This window comes from Pseudomonas sp. PvP025, from assembly GCF_017832155.1.
Taxonomy (GTDB): Bacteria; Pseudomonadota; Gammaproteobacteria; order Pseudomonadales; family Pseudomonadaceae; genus Aquipseudomonas.
Genome location: NZ_JAFIBJ010000001.1, coordinates 4346184 through 4361412 on the forward strand (window position 1 = coordinate 4346184; position 15229 = coordinate 4361412).

13 protein-coding genes and 1 tRNA gene are annotated in these 15229 nt (G+C 60.5%); 3 read left to right on the forward strand and 11 right to left on the reverse strand.

What is annotated here, in order from left to right:
* Positions 1-227 precede the first annotated feature (227 nt).
* The 5 genes from JOE32_RS18870 to JOE32_RS18890 all read right to left on the reverse strand — a co-directional run bounded on the left by JOE32_RS18870 (position 228) and on the right by JOE32_RS18890 (position 4432).
* Complete coding sequence (locus tag JOE32_RS18870) at positions 228-1415, reverse strand: methyltransferase (protein WP_209987408.1); 1188 nt, start codon at positions 1413-1415, stop codon at positions 228-230.
* On the reverse strand, positions 1396-2085 hold the full coding sequence (locus JOE32_RS18875; RefSeq protein WP_057008627.1) for an ABC transporter permease: 690 nt from the start codon (positions 2083-2085) through the stop codon (positions 1396-1398). Before JOE32_RS18875 ends, JOE32_RS18870 begins: the two co-directional genes overlap by 20 nt.
* A gap of 38 nt (positions 2086-2123) precedes the next feature.
* On the reverse strand, positions 2124-2819 hold the full coding sequence (locus JOE32_RS18880) for an ABC transporter permease (protein WP_209987410.1): 696 nt from the start codon (positions 2817-2819) through the stop codon (positions 2124-2126).
* Between the two features lie 73 nt (positions 2820-2892).
* Entirely contained in the window at positions 2893-3645 is a 753-nt protein-coding gene (locus tag JOE32_RS18885; protein ID WP_057008583.1) for an ABC transporter substrate-binding protein, read from the reverse strand.
* A 13-nt stretch (positions 3646-3658) separates the two neighbouring features.
* On the reverse strand, positions 3659-4432 hold the full coding sequence (locus tag JOE32_RS18890; protein WP_209987413.1) for an ABC transporter ATP-binding protein: 774 nt from the start codon (positions 4430-4432) through the stop codon (positions 3659-3661).
* A gap of 554 nt (positions 4433-4986) precedes the next feature.
* On the opposite strand from JOE32_RS18890, the gene gabP reads away from it, so the two are divergent.
* Complete coding sequence (gabP, locus tag JOE32_RS18895; RefSeq protein WP_209987417.1) at positions 4987-6378, forward strand: GABA permease; 1392 nt, start codon at positions 4987-4989, stop codon at positions 6376-6378.
* Positions 6379-6501: 123 nt separating this feature from the next.
* Here gabP and JOE32_RS18900 read toward each other — a convergent pair whose 3' ends face one another.
* Entirely contained in the window at positions 6502-6915 is a 414-nt protein-coding gene (locus JOE32_RS18900) for a hypothetical protein (protein ID WP_209987420.1), read from the reverse strand.
* Positions 6916-7067: 152 nt separating this feature from the next.
* On the opposite strand from JOE32_RS18900, the gene JOE32_RS18905 reads away from it, so the two are divergent.
* On the forward strand, positions 7068-8033 hold the full coding sequence (locus tag JOE32_RS18905; RefSeq protein WP_209987422.1) for an arsenic resistance protein: 966 nt from the start codon (positions 7068-7070) through the stop codon (positions 8031-8033).
* Positions 8034-8119: 86 nt separating this feature from the next.
* Complete coding sequence (locus JOE32_RS18910) at positions 8120-9727, forward strand: glycosyltransferase family 39 protein (protein ID WP_209987425.1); 1608 nt, start codon at positions 8120-8122, stop codon at positions 9725-9727.
* Positions 9728-9751: 24 nt separating this feature from the next.
* Here the strand turns inward: JOE32_RS18910 and JOE32_RS18915 are convergent, their stop codons facing one another.
* From JOE32_RS18915 to JOE32_RS18935, 5 genes are all read right to left on the reverse strand, one after another.
* A complete protein-coding gene (locus JOE32_RS18915) occupies positions 9752-10912 on the reverse strand; it encodes a Fic family protein (RefSeq protein ID WP_209987427.1) in 1161 nt (386 codons plus the stop codon).
* 290 nt (positions 10913-11202) lie between these two features.
* Positions 11203-11278: transfer RNA gene (locus JOE32_RS18920), tRNA-Phe, on the reverse strand.
* A 103-nt stretch (positions 11279-11381) separates the two neighbouring features.
* Positions 11382-11654, reverse strand: coding sequence for an oxidative damage protection protein (locus JOE32_RS18925; RefSeq protein WP_057008576.1), 273 nt, complete (start codon positions 11652-11654; stop codon positions 11382-11384).
* Positions 11651-12718 (reverse strand): A/G-specific adenine glycosylase, encoded by a 1068-nt coding sequence (gene mutY / locus JOE32_RS18930; protein WP_209987429.1) that lies wholly within the window; start codon positions 12716-12718, stop codon positions 11651-11653. The genes JOE32_RS18925 and mutY overlap by 4 nt, the downstream gene beginning before the upstream one ends.
* Positions 12715-14928, reverse strand: a complete 2214-nt coding sequence (locus tag JOE32_RS18935) for an AsmA family protein (RefSeq protein WP_209987431.1) — start codon at positions 14926-14928, stop codon at positions 12715-12717. Before JOE32_RS18935 ends, mutY begins: the two co-directional genes overlap by 4 nt.
* Positions 14929-15229 lie beyond the last annotated feature (301 nt).

Genomic DNA, 15229 nt, shown 5'->3' on the forward strand with positions numbered 1-15229 from the left:
CGCGTAACGCCAGATGCTTATGCACAATCGTTCGGTGCCACCTGTCACAAAACAGCCATGGTGCGGCGTTGTTCGCGTTACGTTGCAACTGCCTGTTTTGCGTGCGTTTTATTATGTGAACAAAAAATGACCAGCACCGCTTGCGTGCTGTAGCGTAGGTGGCTACAGCCTCTGTAAAGATTTCATCAACAGAGTTATCCACAGGGCGTGCGGGTAAATGCTGCCCCTTAATCGCGCTCGGCCAGCAGCATCAGGTTACGCGGCGTCAGCGAGGGTTCGCAGAAGGTGCCCAGTTCAACGGCGTAGCCTTGTTCCTGCAAAAACAGCGCGCGATCCAGCACTAGCCATACTTCCAATGGCCGGCGAAACAGCCCACGCAGCAACTCGAGGTTCCTGACTTCGGCCAGACGACGCCAGCCGTACGCCTCCAGCGTTTCCCACGGTTGCTCTCCTGTGGATAAACCCTTGAGGCGTGCCAGCTCCTTGCAGTAGTCGGCGTAGGGTTTGTCCAGCCAACTGGCAGGCAACGAGGGAGTGGCGAGGTAGTCGTCGACGCCGCGCAGTTGCCGTTGCAGAGGGTCGAAGCCCAGGCGCCAGGCCATGGAGCGGTCGAGCCGCTGGCGCACGCGCTTGCCGGCGGTCACGGTCTCGGTGAGGGGCAAGCTGAGATCCTCCACCGAAAGGTGCAGTGCCGAGGCTCGAGCTGCGCCCGAGAGTGGCTGATAGCGATCGGCATTGATGCGGTTATAGCAGCAGGGCGACAACGCCAATTGCCTGCAGCCAGCGGCGCTGGCCACTTGCAGCAGACGCACATGCAGATCACCGCAGGCGTGCAGGGCGACGGGCGTGTGCTCGGGGCCGATTGCCACGTCTGCCATCACGTCCTGCAGACGATGGGTGGCGGGCAGCCGATGGTGATCGCTCAGGGCTTGCCCGGCCGCGATCAGGTTCGGGTCGTATTCGAGGCACGTCAACATTTGCCCGGTGTGCAGCAGGCGGCGGCCAAGGTGACCTTTGCCCGCGCACCAGTCCAGCCAATGCCTGGGCGTGTCGGCAAAGTGCAGGGCTGCGCCGAAGGCTTCGATCTGTTGCCATTTGCGGCCCGGTACGTCGACGTTCAGACGAGGTCGGGCAGGTGCCAGGGTGTGGGCTGGTAATTTATCCACAGCGCTCAGTTGCAATGCTTGTCGCGCGAGCTGTGGAAACGGCGCCGGTGCGGGTAAATCGTGGGGTTGGTTGTGGCTGTCTTGCGCCTCGCCCAGGGTGCGTTGGCGCAGCCAGGCGGCGAGTTGCGGGTGCTCGGTTTCCCAAGGCAAATGGCGATGAACAAAGGGCCGTGGTCGCCACAGCCCCTGGTGCTCGATCAGGAACGCATCCAGCGCGTGGAAGCGCGCCTCAACGTCCCTGGCAGGCATCGACGCGTAGCCAGCGTTCCAGCAGTTTGAAGCCGCGTACCAGGATGTAGGCCATCAGCAGGTAGAACAGCCCGGCAGCGAAGAAGATCTCCACCGGCAAATAGGTGCGCGCGATGATGGTACGGGCCATGCCGGTCAGTTCCAGCAGGGTCACCGTGCTGGCCAGGGCGCTGGCCTTGAGCATCAGGATCACCTCGTTGCTGTATGCCGGCAGGCCGATGCGTGAGGCGCGCGGCAGGATGATATAGAACAGCGTCTTTGGCCTGGACATGCCCAGGGCACGCGCCGCTTCGATCTCGCCGGGCGGGATCGCCTGGATCGCGCCGCGCAGGATCTCGGCGATATAGGCAGCGGTGTGCAGGGTCATGGTGGCGGTGGCGCACCAGAACGGATCGCGCAGGTACGGCCACATGAAGCTGTGGCGCACTGAGTCGAACTGCGCCAGGCCGTAGTACACCAGAAACAACTGCACCAGCAGCGGCGTGCCACGGAAGAAAAAGATGTAGCCGTAGGGCAGGGCACGCACGTACCACAGGCGCGATGAGCGGGCGATACCGAGCGGGATCGCCAGCAGCAGGCCGGCGATGACCGCAATGGCCACCAGCTCCAGGGTCAGGGTGGCGCCCTGTGCCAGTTTGGGCAGCCACTTGATGATCACCGCCCAGTTCAGGCCCAGGTCGAAATGCGCCAGCCAGCTGTAGTCGCCGCTCATTGGGTGCTCCTTGCAAAGCCGCGGGCGGCGCGTTTTTCCAGGAAGTACATGCCGCTCATGGCCAGCACCGTGAGGCCCAGGTACATGAGTGCCGCGACCATGAAGAAGGTGAACGGTTGCTTGGTGACGGTCACGCCGATCTGCGCGTGGCGCATGATTTCTTCAAGGCCGATCACCGACACCAGCGCAGTGTCCTTCATCAGGATCATGAACAGGTTGCCCAGGCCCGGCAGGGCGATGCGCCACATCTGCGGCATGATCAATCGGGTAAAAATCCGCAACCGGGACAGCCCCAACGCCACACCGGCTTCGCGGTGGCCCTTGGGAATAGCGAGTATCGCGCCACGGAACACTTCCGTGGCGTAGGCGCCAAAGCACAGGCCCAGGGCGATGACGCCAGCGGCGAACGCGCTGAGTGACAGATCGGGGATACCGAAGGTCTCGCCCAGGCTACGCATCAGGTTGACCGTGCCGAAATAAATCAGCAGCACCCACAGCAGTTCGGGAATCCCGCGAACGAGGGTCGAGTAGGCCCCGCCCAGCCATTGCAACGGCTTGTAGGGGGACGTCTTGCCCAGGGCGCCGGCAAGGCCCAGCAGCAGCCCCAGACACAGGGCGGTGAGCGCCAGTTTGACGGTCATCAGCGCACCGGCGGCAAGCGCGGGGCCGAATCCGTAGAGATCGAAATTCATGGTGTTTTCATATCGTGGCAGGCAATGCAAAAGCCGGCGCGCTCACGGGAGCGCGCCGGGCAGGCCGTTCAGGTCATTCGATGCTGAACGGGAAGTACTTGTCGTTGATTTTCTTGTAGGTGCCGTCGGCCTTGATCTCTGCCAGGGCTTTGTTCAGGCGCTCGCGCAGCGGGTCGCCCTTGCGTACGGCGATACCGATCTTGTCGCTTTCCACCACCGGGTCGCCCTTGAACTCATAGGCCGAACCGTCTTTGCTCTTGAGCCATTCGTATTGCACGTACTTGTCGGCAAGAATGCCGTCCAGACGACCGGACGTCAGGTCGAGATAGGCGTTTTCCTGGGTGTCGTACAGCTTGGCTTCGGTGTCCGGCAGTTTGTCTTCAAGGTAGGTACCGGCCAGCGTTGCGCGCTGTGCACCGATGATCTTGCCCTTGAGGTAGTCGGCATCGGGCTTGAAGTCGGTAGTGGCTTTCGGCGCGATGAACTGCAGCTTGTTGGAGTAGTACGGGTCGGTGAAATCGACGGCCTGCTTGCGCTCATCGGTGATCGACAGCGAAGACACCAGGAAGTCGAACTTCTTGGCGTTCAGGGCCGGGATGATGCCGTCCCAGTCGGACACGTACACTTCGCACTTCTCGACTTTCATCTTGGCGCACAGGGCGTCGCCGATGTCCTTGTCAAAGCCCACCACGTTGCCGCTGGCGTCTTTATTGTTGAACGGCGGGTAGGCCGCTTCGATCCCCATTTTCAAGGTTTCCGCCATGGCCGTGGCGCTGAACGCCATCGAGACGGCCGCGGCCAGAAGGAATTTTTTATAGTTCTGCATGCAGGTTGCTCCGTTAGCGGTTGCTGGACATGAATTGTTTGCAGCGCGCCGAAAGCGGGTTTTCAAACACCTGCTGTGGCGATCCTTGCTCTTCGACCAGGCCCTGGTGCAGAAACACCACTTCGCTGGACACCTGACGGGCAAACCCCATTTCATGAGTGACCAGCAGCATGGTGCGGCCTTCTTCGGCCAGTGCGCGGATCACATTAAGTACTTCCTGGACCATTTCCGGGTCAAGCGCGGAAGTGGGCTCGTCAAACAGAATGACTTTGGGCTGCATCGCCAGGGTGCGCGCGATGGCCGCGCGTTGTTGCTGGCCACCGGACAATTGCGCAGGGTAGGCGTGGCGCTTGTCGGCGATGCCGACCTTGGCCAGCAGGGCTTCGGCCACTTCGATCGCTTCGGCCTTGCTCTGGCCGCGCACGCGGCGTGGCGCCTCAATGATGTTGTCGAGGATGCTCATGTGCGGCCACAGATTAAAGTTTTGAAACACAAAACCGATTTCGCTGCGCAGGCGGTTGATCTGCTTGCCGTCGGCAGCTTGCAACTCGCCGTTTTTTGCGGCCTTGAGCTTGAGCTCTTCGCCGGCCACCAGGATCTGGCCCTGGTGCGGGTTTTCCAGCAGGTTGATGCAGCGCAGGAGTGTGGATTTGCCGGAACCGGAAGAACCCAGGATCGAGATCACGTCGCCGTCGCGGGCGGTCAGCGAGATACCCTTGAGCACCTCCAGCTCGCCATAGCGTTTATGCAGGTTGCGGATTTCAAGCGCGGGCGTGGCCTCGGCCATGGGGGGTCCTCATTGTGTTCGTTGCATGCGGCGCTGCGGGGCCACCTTCTGGCGAGGCGCCAAGCTAGCATAGCGTCTGGATGACAGCCAACAGCGCTGCGGGCGGTTAAACGGTGGTCTGCGGCAGGGTGTCGCATCCGCACAGCGGCGTGTCGCGCCATCAACAACCGAACAACCGTTTGCCCCGGAATATGCGCAGGCTTTGCGTAAAAAGGGCGCGATGGTGCCAGCTTTGGCCAAGTGTTGGAAGGGTAAAACCGGCAAACGGTGCATATCAGCCCTTTAATAGGGCGTCACGCACTTTTTGTGTGTGTTTTTGGTGCGCTCAAACGTCTTGAATATGGGGTGCACGGTAACGCTATAGCGAAATGCCATTGTTCTCAATGACTTGCGATTTATGCGGAAGCGTCCTACAGGCCGCGCCGGCTGTGGATTCGTAACATTTTGGCGCAAATCTTGCGTAAAAAATAAAGAACGCCCCTGTTGGTTTCTTTTCACGAGAAAGCATCCAGGCCGGGCGGACCGTTTTCGCAATTCCTCGCAAAGGTGTGTCAATGAGTAGTACGCAAAGCTCCAATGACCTCGAACAGGGGCTCAAACCGCGTCACGTCACCATGCTGTCAATTGCCGGCGTCATCGGTGCCGGGTTGTTCGTCGGCTCCGGCCACGCGATTGCTGCCGCTGGCCCTGCCGTACTGCTGGCGTATGCTGCGGCGGGCACGCTGGTGGTATTGGTGATGCGCATGCTCGCCGAAATGGCCGTGGCGTCGCCGGACACCGGTTCGTTCTCCACTTACGCCGACCGCGCGATCGGGCACTGGGCCGGCTTTACCATCGGCTGGTTGTACTGGTGGTTCTGGGTGCTGGTGATTCCACTGGAGGCCAACGCGGCGGCGACCATCCTGCATGCGTGGTTCCCCGACGTGGCCATCTGGGCCTTTACCCTGATCATCACCTTGCTGCTGACGGCGACCAACCTGTTCAGCGTGAAGAACTACGGCGAGTTCGAGTTCTGGTTTGCGTTGATCAAGGTTGTGGCGATCGTGGCCTTCGTCATCCTCGGTCTGGCGGCGATTTTCGGCGTGTTGCCCACCAGCCAGGTCAGCGGCGTGTCGCACCTGTTCGATACCCAAGGTTTCATGCCCAACGGCATGGGCGCGGTGCTGGCGGCCATCCTCACCACCATGTTCTCGTTCATGGGCACCGAGATCGTCACCATTGCGGCGGCTGAATCGAAGAACCCCGGCCAGCAAATCACCAAGGCCACCAACTCGGTGATCTGGCGGATCGGTTTGTTCTACCTGTTGTCGATTTTCATCGTGGTGTCGCTGGTGCCGTGGAACGATCCGACCCTGGCGGCGGTAGGTTCCTACCAGACCGTGCTGGAGCGCATGGGCATCCCGAATGCCAAGCTGATCGTCGACCTGGTGGTGCTGGTGGCGGTGACCAGTTGCCTGAATTCGGCGCTGTACACCGCGTCGCGCATGCTGTTCTCCCTGGGCCGTCGCGGTGATGCCCCGGCTGTGGCCAAGCGCACCAACAAGAGCGGCACGCCTTATTGGGCGGTGCTGCTGTCGACCGGGGCTGCGTTCCTGGCGGTATTCGCCAACTACGTGGCACCGGCGGCGGTGTTTGAATTCCTGCTGGCCAGCTCCGGCGCTATCGCGTTGCTGGTGTATCTGGTGATCGCGGTGTCGCAACTGCGCATGCGTCAGAAGCGTGTGGCGGCGGGTGAGAAGCTCGAATTCAAGATGTGGCTGTTCCCTGGCCTCACTTATGCGGTGATGGTGTTTATCGTGGGTACCTTGACCATCATGCTGTTCCAGGAAGCGCACCGGGTCGAGATTATCGCGACTGGCGTGTTGAGCTTGCTGGTGGTGGCTGCGGGGCTCGTTGTTGCGAGCCGGCGCAAGGCTCAGCGGGCGAGTGCTGCCGTGCTTAACTGATGGTTGAGTGGATGTAGTTCAGGTGTGGGAGGGGGCTTGCTCCCGATAGCGGTGTGTCAGCATCAGGTGTGCTGACTGACAGGCTGCTATCGGGAGCGAGCCCCCTCCCACATTTGTTTTGCGTCAGTCCTGGGAATTCACCAGTGACTGTGACGCCGCCACGTAATCGGCCTGGAACTCTGCAGATTCAATCCACGCCAGCGCCGCCGCTTCATCGTCACTGTCCGTGGTCCATTGCCGATACTCGATCAGCGCGGCCAGGATAAAGTCGGTGGCTTCTTCTTCGCCTTCCTGCTCCAGCACCAGCGCCAGCAACGGGTGCGCCAGGAACGCTGCACACATTGCTTGTTGGCTGACTTCGCTGGCAACGCGCATCTCCAGGAACAGTTCGGTCAAATCCACCGACTCAAGGTCGATACGGTCGTCGTCACCGGCAAACGCATCCGGCTTTGCCGCCACGGCGCGCTGGGTGCGGTTTTGCTTGGCTTTGGCCTTGGCCCGATGGGCACGTTTCTGCTGCTTGTTCGGCGAGGCCATGGGTCGGCTTCCTTGGGTTTGGGGGGGTATTGAAGCGCAGGTTGGGGTAAATCCCAAGGGGTTGTGTGGAAGGGGCGATTCGCGGTGCTGCTATTGCTCCTTGTTTGTGCTGCTAATACGCTCGCGTCTTTGCATCGGCCTAGAGCGTCTTCATGACCCGCGAAACCCTCGAACACAAGCAGATCCCCCTTTACTTCGTCGCGGTCCTTCTTGCTGCCACGCTGGGCCTGTTCGCGCCTTCGCTGGGGCATGGCCTCGTCGCTCTGATCACGCCCGCTATCGCCGTGCTGATGTATGCGATGTTCCTGCAGATCCCGTTTCTGGAGCTGCGTCAGGGGGTGGGCAGCAAGCGCTTCATGGCGGCGCTGCTGCTGGCCAATTTCATTCTTGTGCCGTTGCTGGTCTGGGCACTGACCCGAGGCCTTGTGGAGCGCCCGGCACTGCTGGTGGGGGCGTTGCTGGTGTTGCTGACGCCGTGCATCGATTATGTGGTGGTGTTCACCCACATCGGCAAGGGCGATTCGCGGTTGATGCTGGCGGCGACGCCGGTGTTGCTGCTGTTGCAGTTGGCGCTGTTGCCGGTGTACCTGGGGTTGATGTTGGGCACGCAGTCTGAGGTGGTGGTTGAGGTCGGGCCGTTTGTCGCGGCGTTTGTGTGGTTGATTGTGGTGCCGCTGCTGCTGGCGGTACTGACGACGTCCCTGGCGCGACGATCTGCTGTCATCAGTGCGTGGAACAGCGCCTGGGCCTGGTTGCCGGTGCCGGCGATGGCGCTGGTGCTGTTTGTGGTGATCGGTTCGCAGATCACCTCGGTGGTGCGCGATCTCAACCTGCTGCTGCCGGTGATTCCGGTTTACCTGGGTTTTGTGTTGCTGGCGCCATTGCTGGGGATGCTGGCCGCGCGATTGTTCGCGTTGCCGGCGGGGGCGGCGCGTGCGGTGACCTTCAGTGCCGCCACGCGTAACTCGCTGGTGGTGCTGCCGTTGGCACTGGCGCTGCCGGAAGACGTGCGCGGGTTGGCGGCAACGGCGGTGATCCTGCAGACCCTGGTCGAGTTGGTTGCCCAGTTGTTCTACGTGCGCCTGATTCCCGCAGTGGTGTGGCGCAACAATCGGTAAACGCATGAAGTTTCAGGTCTGTTCAGGCGCTATTCAGGGGTGCGTTGTGCACCATGAGCGGCGCCTTACACCTGACAGGTCAACCGATGGATCACCGCAACCGTTTTCGCCTGGAATCCCTGGGCCTGTTTCTGATCGCCCTGTTGTTGTTCACCTTGGGTATCTGGGACCAGCAGCCCCAGGGCTTTGACGGTCGCTGGGCGCTGTTCCTGCAGGAAATGTTTCGCCATGGCGCGAGTCTTTTCCCTACTACCTACGGCCAGCCCTACGCGGACTACCCCGGCACGGCGACGTTCTTCAGTTTTGTGTTTGCCCGAGTCTTCGGTGCGCCCAATCACCTGGCGAATATCTTGCCCACCGCGCTGGCATCCGCCGGGGTGATTGCCGTGATCTACCGGCTGTTGGCCCCTCGCAGCCGGCAATGGGCGCTGCTCACTGTGCTGTTGACCTTGCTCACCACACAACTGCTGGAAAAGTCCCGCTCGGTCTGCCTCGATCAGATGGTCGCGCTGCTCTGCGTGGGCAGCTTCTATCTGCTGCACAGTGGTGAGCGCCTGGGTTCGCGCTGGCGGCAACTGGCGGTGTTTCCGTTGTTCACCCTGGCGTTTGCGATTCGCGGCCCGTTGGGGCTGATCGAGGTCTGCGGCGTGGCGTGCGTTTACTGGGCGCTCGGCCGTCCCGGCGAACGGGTCAGGCAGGTGCTGATTCACGGTGTGGTCGGCCTGGTGCTGTTGGCGGCCTGCTGGTGGCTGCTGATGAAGCTGGCGCGGATCAGCGGAGGCGATGCGTTTGCCGACGAGGTATTCAAGATGCAGGTGGGTGGGCGCCTCGATGAAAACGGTGAGCCGTTCTATTTCTACTTCCAGTTGAGTTTGTACCGTTACTTTCCCGTGGTGCCGCTGGCCCTGGCGACCCTGTTTGCGCTGCGCCATCGCTGGGCGCTACGACGGACCGATGAAGACGTGCAAATGGTGGTGCGTCTCGGTGCGTGCGGCTTGATGATTCTGCTCGGCCTGTCGGTGCCGCATTTCAAGCGCGCCTATTACATCCTGCCGATGGTGCCGATGTTTGCCGCTGTCGCCGCCTATGGGCTACTGCATGCGCAGGGCTGGCTCGCTGGCGTGCGCCGATGCTACGAAGGCCTTGTCGCGGCGCTGCCAACGCTGTGCCTGATTGCCGTGCTGGTGTGTCGGCACGCGTGGCAGAAGCATGGCTACTGGCCGGACGTATCGTTGCCGCTATTGTTCAGCGTATTGGTGTTGCTGCAGGTGGCGGTGCTGTTCGCCTGGCATCGGGCGGCGCACCTGGTGTGGCTCAGTCTGATCGCACTGGCGGCGCAATGGCTGCTGCTGGTGGCGGTGGTAGAGCCGTCCAAGGACCTGCAATTCGACACCCGCACGTTTGTCGGTCAGGTCGAATCGCTACGCGCCGTCACCCCTGGACCGTTGGTGTTCGTCGATCTTGGCCAGGACACCTGGGGCGTGCGCTACATGATGAACCTGGATCACGACGAGCGACCGTTGTTCGTAGGGCGCCATGAACTGGAGAAATTGAACGCGCTGCCAAGGCCGTCCTGGGTGATTGTGGAACGCACGCAAACGGTCTTGCTGAAGGGCTCGCCGGTGGAGCATCTGGCTCCGGCGTTCAACGGGCGATTGAATGACAATCCGTTGATGGTGTTTTTGTTGAAGTGAGTGCGACCTTGTCTGGACAAGTCTTCATGCATAAGGCCTGTCCAGCTGCTCAGGGATGAATCCTTCCTCGCGTAGTGACTTGATAACGCCTCTGATCAGGTAGTTGTTGGAGAACCCGATGGTGTAATGCCGTGCACCTGGGTTAACGGGAAGAAGCATGCCCTGATCGACCAGTTTTTTTATCTGGTAGGTTCTTTGTGCGGCGGACAGGCTTGGCAGTACATCGGCAATGTCGCTTGATTTGACGACCTTCAGTTGAACCGCCGTGGTCAGAATTTTTTCCTCAATTGGCGTGATCCATTCTCGCTCTTTTGCCATGGCTATGGTGGGCGCCAGGACGTGCCTGATCAGATAGCCATAATCAGTCAGTCTGCTTACTTTCTCCAGTTCGTCTTTGATCCCCGCGAGAACGTAGATGCACCATGCTTCGAGTCCCTCCTTGGTGCCTGTATCGGCACTGGAGAGCATTGAATAGTACTTTTCCCGATCAATGCAGAACACAGCCGTAGGGTTCAGGACTCGACCGCCCGCGCTGACGTTGAAGCCGTACTTCATTAACAGTGCGTAGGTGAGAAGACGTACGACACGGCCATTGCCGTTCCCGAAGGGATGAATCCAGCCGAATCGGTGGTGGGCCAGGGCGACCTTCATCAGGTCATATTTGGGCGCATCCGGCTTATTCACGAAGGCAATCAGTTCTTGCATATATCCCTGTACCAGCACGGCATCGGGAGGCAAGTGGTCTGATTGGGCTATACGTACTCCAGCTTCACGGTATGCGCCTGGCGTGCGATCACCTTCGCGCGTCAGTCCTTGAACCGTGATCGAATGAAGTTCCCGGATTGCAAACTCGGAGAGGTCTACGCCAGGCTTCACGATGCTTTCAACGTAGTCCATGGCTTTTTCGATATTTGCGATCTCTCGCAATTGATCTGAGTCTTCTGCTTTTCCATCGACTTTACTTTCGATGTAGTCCGCGAGGGTCGTATGGTTGCCCTCAATACGAGCGGAACCGAGGCTCTCCAGCGTGTGAAACAGGTCCTTAAGCTGGAAAAAAACGGCAGGTGGCGTATCGCCCCCCAGTTCCAGGCGGCGCAGATGTTCCAGTTCACTCAGAACGTCAACCAGACCTGAGTCGAATGAAGGGTTCAGAAGCTCAAGATCGTGGTGAAAAAACTCTGCCATGTCGAAAAATATCTCTAATCGATTTTTTATTATCTCAAAAAAGGAGCGCTCTGATGCCCGTAAAACGAGGGTTCAGGGTCTCAATAGGGACTACGTTATCTCAAAAACACAATTCAGATAAGTGAAAAGCTTGAGGGGCGCAAGTGGGTTTGGCCAGGTGATCCTTCGTCAGCGGGCCTGTGCCTGAGGGGTGGTATAGGGCCTGCTCAAATCGCAGGCAACAAAAAACCCGCACAAGGCGGGTTTTTTGTGTGTTTCGGATGATAGTTGCACCACCTGAAACTAATTAGTGGTGCCCAGAGACGGAATCGAACCGCCGACACGGGGATTTTCAATCCCCTGCTCTACCGACTGAGCTATCTGGGCAACGGGGCGCATTAAACGGGTTTTTCAGGGGGTCGTCAAGCAAGTTTTAGAAAAATATTTAATTATTACCGTCGCTTACGTGCTGACCCCGATTTTTGCTCAATTATTGAGCAGGTGGTACGTAGCCCTCGGCCTGGGCGTATTCCTCGCCGGAAAAGAACTTGTCCATTTCGCCCGCCAGGTATTTGCGGTCTTCGGCGTTCATCATGTTCAGGCGTTTTTCGTTGATCAGCAGGGTCTGGTGTTTAAGCCAGTCGCCCCAGGCTTTGGCGGAGACATTGTCGTAAATGTCCTGGCCCTTGGCGCCCGGGTACGGAGGGCGGTCCAGAGCTGGCAATTCTTCTTTGTACTTGCGGCACATTACGGTGCGGGTCATGACGACACTCCTGCATTCAATACGTCGGCCGCGCGCTTCAGCAGTTTCTTGACCGGGGCGGCAAGGCCCAGGCGCGGCGGGGTGGCGAGGTTATACCAGAGCCAGTCGGCCTCGGCCACGTGATGGGCCGATTCCTCGACCTGTACCAGCCAGGGTTCGATGGCCAGCTGGAAGTGGCTGAAGGTGTGGATCAGCCCCGGCAATTCCTGATGCTTGCCCAGTTCGAGCGCGTGTTGCTCGGCCAGGTGTTCGAGGTCGGCAAGGTCATCCAGCTCCGGCAGGCTCCACAACCCGCCCCACAGTCCGGTGGAGGGGCGGCGATAAAGCAGAATGGCGCCTTCGGTGTTGGCCAGCATTGGCATCAGTGTGCGTTTCTGCGGGATGGTCTTGCGCGGCTTGGGGATCGGGTAGCGCGTTTCCAGGCCGAGCATGTGGGCCTCGCAGCCTTTTTCCAGCGGGCACAGCAGGCAACTGGGTTTGCTGCGGGTGCAAAGGGTCGCGCCCATGTCCATCATTGCCTGGGTATAGGCGTTGACGCGTTCATGGGGCGTGAAGCGCTCTGCGGTGGCCCATAGCTGCTTGGCCACCTTGGGCTCGCCCGGGTAGCCCTCCTGCGCGGTAAAGCGCGCCAGCACGCGTTTGACGTTGCCATCGAGGATCGGCGCACGCAGGCCCATGCTCAGGCTGGCGATGGCGCCGGCGGTGGACAGGCCGATGCCGGGCAGTTCGGTGAGTTTTTCGACATCCCTGGGAAACTCGCCACCGTACTCGGCCACCACGATCTTCGCGGTCTTTTGCAGGTTGCGCGCCCGGGTGTAGTAGCCCAGGCCGGTCCACAGGTGCAGCACTTCGTCTTCCGGCGCGGCGGCCAGGGCTTCGACCGTCGGCAGCGAGGCCATGAATCGGTCGAAGTAATTGAGCACGGTGCTCACCTGGGTCTGTTGCAGCATGATCTCCGAGACCCACACCCGGTAAGGCGTGATGCCCTGTTGCCAGGGCAGGTCGTGGCGACCATGGCGGTCGTACCAGTCGAGTACGGCCTCTGAAAACTGCTCGTTTCTCATCGTTTGAACAGGCCTTTCAAAGCATCTTTGAGCTGCGGGTTGACCTTGTCGAGCTTCTCTTCCAGTTTCTCGTTGAGGCGATTGCCGGCGGCCTTGATGGCGACCTGGCCGAGGCCGTCCTTGTCCAGGCGGCAGGCCTTGGCACCCAGCTCCAGCGGGCCGCGGCAGCGCAGCGGCACTTCGATGTTCTGGAAGTTGGCACCGACCTGGCACGCCGGGTCCGGCACTTCGCGCTGATCGCCTTCGACAATGATGCCGACGCGGTAGTCCATGCCCAGTACGCGCAGGTCGACGTCACCGTTGCCGTTGACGGTCAGGCCCGGGATGCGCACTTTCAGGTCGGGGTTGCTGGCTACGCCATTGCGGAACGTGAGGTTGCCGCGCAGTTCCTCGAACGGCGTGTCCTTGCCCGGAGGCGTGTTGCTCAGGGTCTTGCGGTTGAGCAGGGCGATGCCGGTGCACACTTGTTGCTCAATATTGGCATTGAGCAGCACGCCGTTGTTGATCACGAAGCTGGCGGTGCCGTTGAGACTGTCGATCAGCGCTTTCTGGCTGTTGCCGCGGCCGCTGAGGTTGCTGTCGAGGGTGACCTGGCCTTTCACCGGCGGGGTTTGCCCCTGGGCTTGCAGGATGCGTTCGACCGGCACTTGCCTGATATGGCTTTGCAACGCGAGCAGCGGAATATCCTGGCGCACGTCGAGCGTGCCGTTGGCCTGGAAGGTGCCGTTGTAGAGACCGCCGCTGAGGGCGTCGAGCTTGAGCTGGCCGTCGATGCCGGAGGCTTTCAGCACGGCGTTCTGGATCGGCAGTTTGCTCAAGGTCAACTGACCAAAGGCAAGGTCGGCATTCACGTCGAGGGTGCGCAGGCGGGTGAGCGGCAGCAGCTTGTCGGTGCTCCAGGCGCTTTTGGTCGGCGCGTCGGGCAGCGGCGTGGTGCCACCGGCAGCCATGGCCCCGGCTTCGCTGTTTTGCACTTCGGCCTGGCGGGCGGCGGTGGCGCCCTTGGCGGACTCGGACTTGGCCGGCAAATAGTTGTCGGCGTTGAAGGTGTCGCCCTTGAGCTGCATGCGCAGCGACTGTTTGGCGAAATCTTCCACGGCGATGCGGCCGGTGAAGGTGCTGCCGTCGAGCTTCAGGTTCAGGTCTTCGAGCGCCACGCTGGTGGGCGTGCCCTTCAGACGGCTGACCAGCTCGACCTTGCTCAGGCTGCCGTCGGCCATCGGCGGCAGCGGGTGGCCGACGCTGTCGAGGAATTTGGCGAGGTCGAATTGGGCGATGGACAGGGCGCCGCTGAGTTGCGGGGTCTTGTCCAGGTCGTTGACCTTCAGTTCGCCCAGCGCGCGCAGTTGGTTGGCCGACAGTTTCAGGTTGGTCCATTCGGCGATGTTCGCTGCCTGGTCCACCAGCAACTGGCCCTGGGTGGAGAAGGTCACGGTCTTGCCCTGCAGCGGCTCGCCGGTGGCTTCACCGGAGATCTTCATGTCTTCGAACTGGTAACGCTTGAGGGCGCGCTGGATGCGCAGGTTGCCGTTGAGCTCGGTCTTGATGCGCATCACCGGCTGGTTGCTGCCGAAGAACGCGGTGAGCTTCACCGGAATGCTTGCGCCTTCATGCACGGCGCCGGCGCTCAGCTGGATACTCTCGGCGCTGAACTGCTTGCCGGTCTGCTCATCGTTGTATTCGACGCGCGCGTTGTTGACGGTCAGGCTGTCGATGTCCAGGCGAATCGGCTTGGCCGGTTTCTCCGGCTCGGCCTCGGCCGGTTGTTCCGCCGGAGCAGGGGTGCCGGTGGTGGTCGCCACCGTCACGTTCTTGCCGATATCTTCCCAGTTGCCATGGCCCTGCTTGTCGCGGTTCAGGCGCAGGTTCAGGCCTTCGACCCGCACATCGCTCATCTGCACTTCGCGGCGCAGCAGGGGCAGCACGCGCACCGACAGGCCGAGCATCTGCAGATCGGCGAATGGCTGGGTCGGGGTGGTCAGGGTTGCCACGCTGGCGTCATGCAGTTCAAGACCGAGCCAGGGGAACAGGCTCCAGCCGATATCGCCATTGAGCGTCAGCTCGATGTGGGCCTTGTCGCGGGCAATCTGGCGAATCTCTTCCTTGTAGTCGTTGGGATCGAAGAGGTGGGTCAGGGCAAAGCCGAGAGCCACAATGATCAGCAACAGCCCGAGGAGTACCAGACCCAGGATTTTGCCGAACGCTTTCATGGGCGAGTCCTTGTATGTCGATTTCAAAATTTAGCCGCAGAGTATAACGCCCGGCGGCCTGAGTCAGTTCAGCGATCGTTACATTGTATCCAGATCGAGAAGAACAGGAATTTGGCGTCAGAAAAAACGAATTTCCTGAAAAAGTGATATCAGTTTGGTTTTTCTTGTCTCTACAGGTGCTAATCTCTGCGCGTTCGTCCGCCTTCTGCGACCTATCGTCGCGCCAAAATGGAGCTTTACTCGACCACCACGGCCACGCTTTGCGTGCAATGCCGAGGGGGAGAGCGCCTGACGGACACAC

Excerpts from the sequence above, each read along its gene's own strand:
- JOE32_RS18915 (WP_209987427.1), bottom strand. The coding sequence starts at position 10,912 with ATGGCAGAGTTTTTTCACCACGATCTTGAGCTTCTGAACCCTTCATTC.
- JOE32_RS18880 (WP_209987410.1), bottom strand. The coding sequence starts at position 2,819 with ATGAATTTCGATCTCTACGGATTCGGCCCCGCGCTTGCCGCCGGTGCG.
- gabP (WP_209987417.1), top strand. The coding sequence starts at position 4,987 with ATGAGTAGTACGCAAAGCTCCAATGACCTCGAACAGGGGCTCAAACCG.
- JOE32_RS18890 (WP_209987413.1), bottom strand. The coding sequence starts at position 4,432 with ATGGCCGAGGCCACGCCCGCGCTTGAAATCCGCAACCTGCATAAACGC.
- JOE32_RS18905 (WP_209987422.1), top strand. The coding sequence starts at position 7,068 with ATGACCCGCGAAACCCTCGAACACAAGCAGATCCCCCTTTACTTCGTC.
- JOE32_RS18885 (WP_057008583.1), bottom strand. The coding sequence starts at position 3,645 with ATGCAGAACTATAAAAAATTCCTTCTGGCCGCGGCCGTCTCGATGGCG.
- JOE32_RS18925 (WP_057008576.1), bottom strand. The coding sequence starts at position 11,654 with ATGACCCGCACCGTAATGTGCCGCAAGTACAAAGAAGAATTGCCAGCT.
- JOE32_RS18900 (WP_209987420.1), bottom strand. The coding sequence starts at position 6,915 with ATGGCCTCGCCGAACAAGCAGCAGAAACGTGCCCATCGGGCCAAGGCC.
- JOE32_RS18935 (WP_209987431.1), bottom strand. The coding sequence starts at position 14,928 with ATGAAAGCGTTCGGCAAAATCCTGGGTCTGGTACTCCTCGGGCTGTTG.
- mutY (WP_209987429.1), bottom strand. The coding sequence starts at position 12,718 with ATGAGAAACGAGCAGTTTTCAGAGGCCGTACTCGACTGGTACGACCGC.
- JOE32_RS18910 (WP_209987425.1), top strand. The coding sequence starts at position 8,120 with ATGGATCACCGCAACCGTTTTCGCCTGGAATCCCTGGGCCTGTTTCTG.
- JOE32_RS18870 (WP_209987408.1), bottom strand. The coding sequence starts at position 1,415 with ATGCCTGCCAGGGACGTTGAGGCGCGCTTCCACGCGCTGGATGCGTTC.